Annotated in this window: 3 protein-coding genes and 1 pseudogene; 1 reads left to right on the forward strand and 3 read right to left on the reverse strand. The window is 34.1% G+C overall.

What is annotated here, in order from left to right; all coding sequences use genetic code 11:
- The 3 genes from IQ242_RS23370 to IQ242_RS23380 form a co-directional block, all read right to left on the reverse strand.
- Nucleotides 1-254, reverse strand: a 254-nt coding sequence (locus IQ242_RS23370) for a type II toxin-antitoxin system VapC family toxin (RefSeq protein WP_370583045.1), incomplete at its 3' end; no start/stop codon positions are given.
- Nucleotides 241-501, reverse strand: coding sequence for a hypothetical protein (locus IQ242_RS23375; RefSeq protein WP_002758926.1), 261 nt, complete (start codon nucleotides 499-501; stop codon nucleotides 241-243). The genes IQ242_RS23370 and IQ242_RS23375, both read right to left, overlap by 14 nt.
- Before the next feature lie 123 nt (nucleotides 502-624).
- Nucleotides 625-1,659, reverse strand: a complete 1,035-nt coding sequence (locus IQ242_RS23380; protein ID WP_193961601.1) for a Clr5 domain-containing protein — start codon at nucleotides 1,657-1,659, stop codon at nucleotides 625-627.
- Between the two features lie 262 nt (nucleotides 1,660-1,921).
- Between IQ242_RS23380 and IQ242_RS23385 the strand changes: the two are divergent.
- A pseudogene (locus IQ242_RS23385) lies at nucleotides 1,922-2,032 on the forward strand (calcium-binding protein); the annotation flags it as partial.

Genomic DNA, 2,032 nt, shown 5'->3' on the forward strand with positions numbered 1-2,032 from the left:
AATTCAATCATTCGTTCAATATGATGATTTTGTAAATGAAATATTTCAAAGTTATCGTTAACCAATCCCTGCAAAAAGTTGATTTGCGCCTGATTACCTATTCTGGCTAAGAGTAAATAACAGGTTTTGGTGATAACAGGATAGGTGGTAATTAAGGCTTCATTTTGACTATAAATAGTTTGAATGGCTAACGAGTGATCTTTGTCTTTTCGATTGCCAAGAGCGAGAAAGAATCCTGTATCAGCAATGATCATTTTTTTCGGATAGGAGTGAATGCAAAATGTTTTCTGAGTTTTCGGCAAAGTCAGCCTCTGCTTCAAAGCTACCGATAAAGGAACTTTGTTTTAATTTAGCTAGGGGATCGTGTGTTTTTTCTTGGAGTTGTTGATAGCGTAGTTCAATGGCTTGTTGAATGGTTTCTAAAGTATTTTCTTGGGTGGTTTGTTGAATATAGGCTAGTTTTTGAGCGTGTTCATCGTCTAGTTGAATGGAAATTTGCATTTTTTTTCCTATTTTATGGGCAATTACTGTTGACAATGGGCAAGGGCGATCGCTGGCATGATGCGATCTAGTTATACTATTGTATCTGGTTAATTATGGCTTGATTCATGTTACTATCCTCCTTTAATAAACTAAGTTTTTGTTGTTGATTATTGTTGCCGATTGCTCAGAGTAATTAATTGTTTGTTCCACCACCTTAAACCGCTTATAAAACACTTCACTATTACCCTGTTGACCCAATTTAACAAATATCTCCTCAAGACGCTCTTGATTTAAGATAATATCTGTAGGGTCACATTCCCCATTAACCCAAGATAAATCAATGGGTTGCTCTGTGACAATTGCCAGAAAATATTCATCTCCTACTGCATCATATTGGAAAAATCGAGCTAGTCCTTCAGACGGGGGTAAACGAAGTCCTTCTGACAGCTTAGTATAAGGAACATAGGCAAATGCTCTTGAAGGACTAAAGAGATAAAAATTTCCTTCTACCGTCTCATTAATTAATAATAAATATTTACCATTGTCAGGTAAATTAACCCATAAATAATGGGGCTTATTAAGATAAATATAATTACCCTTATCTGGCTCTGGCTTAATTACAGTACCATTCATAACTAGACCCCTTTTTGAACTCCCGTTTGAGGCTCCTCCATTAGAGGATTTTTCTCCCTCAAAATTTTCATTAATATCCAGCATCGTTAACTTATTACAAGCAGGTGCAGCAACTTCTTTTGCTAATTCCCAACCCATCCGAGGAAATTTTTTCTCCCATAACCATTGATAAGTCACTTGATGAGGTTCAATTGAATTCTGAGGTTTTCCTTTCTTCTCATATTTAGTAGTAATTAAATTGACACTTAATTCTAATCCATCGTCTATCATCGCTTGTTTAAACACATCTACCATTATTCTCCTAATTCTTTTCGCATATTCATTAATAGTTGCTTCCGTATAATGAAGATTATGCTTATTTTTCATTATTTCGACAATTTCACTTCTTTTTTTATCTTGATTTTTGGGATGATATAGAAGTTGAAATAAACAACTATGATCTTGATTTTTTATCAAACCAGTATTTTGCAAGATCTGGTTTAGAAATGCTTTTTGCAATAGGTCTTTATCTTTAGTCCCTATCCTGTCAGGAATGCCAACCATTTTTAGTTCAAAAATAATCAAAAATTAATAGAGATATTTAAAGATTACATCATTTCCTCTAATTTGTCAATATTTTGATGAGAAAGAGAAAGCAATGTTATTAATTGTTATTAAAAGTTATGTACGGTTATTTAGAGCTATTTAGAGTTATTTAGAGTTGTTGGCTGATACCAATTGGTTATTGAGTATCTATTGAATGTTATTTGCTCTGAATGTTTGACTTGAATCATCAACTTAATTAATTCACAGGAGTTGACAGCTAATGCCAGTTTACAACGGTACAATTTACAATGACTTCTTGTTCGGCAGTTTCGGTAATGACACCCTTTACGGGAATGAAGGGAATGATAGCATTTACGGCCAAGGGGGCAAC

The organism is Microcystis sp. LEGE 08355 (assembly GCF_015207185.1).
In the GTDB taxonomy this organism is placed as follows: domain Bacteria; phylum Cyanobacteriota; class Cyanobacteriia; order Cyanobacteriales; family Microcystaceae; genus Microcystis; species Microcystis panniformis.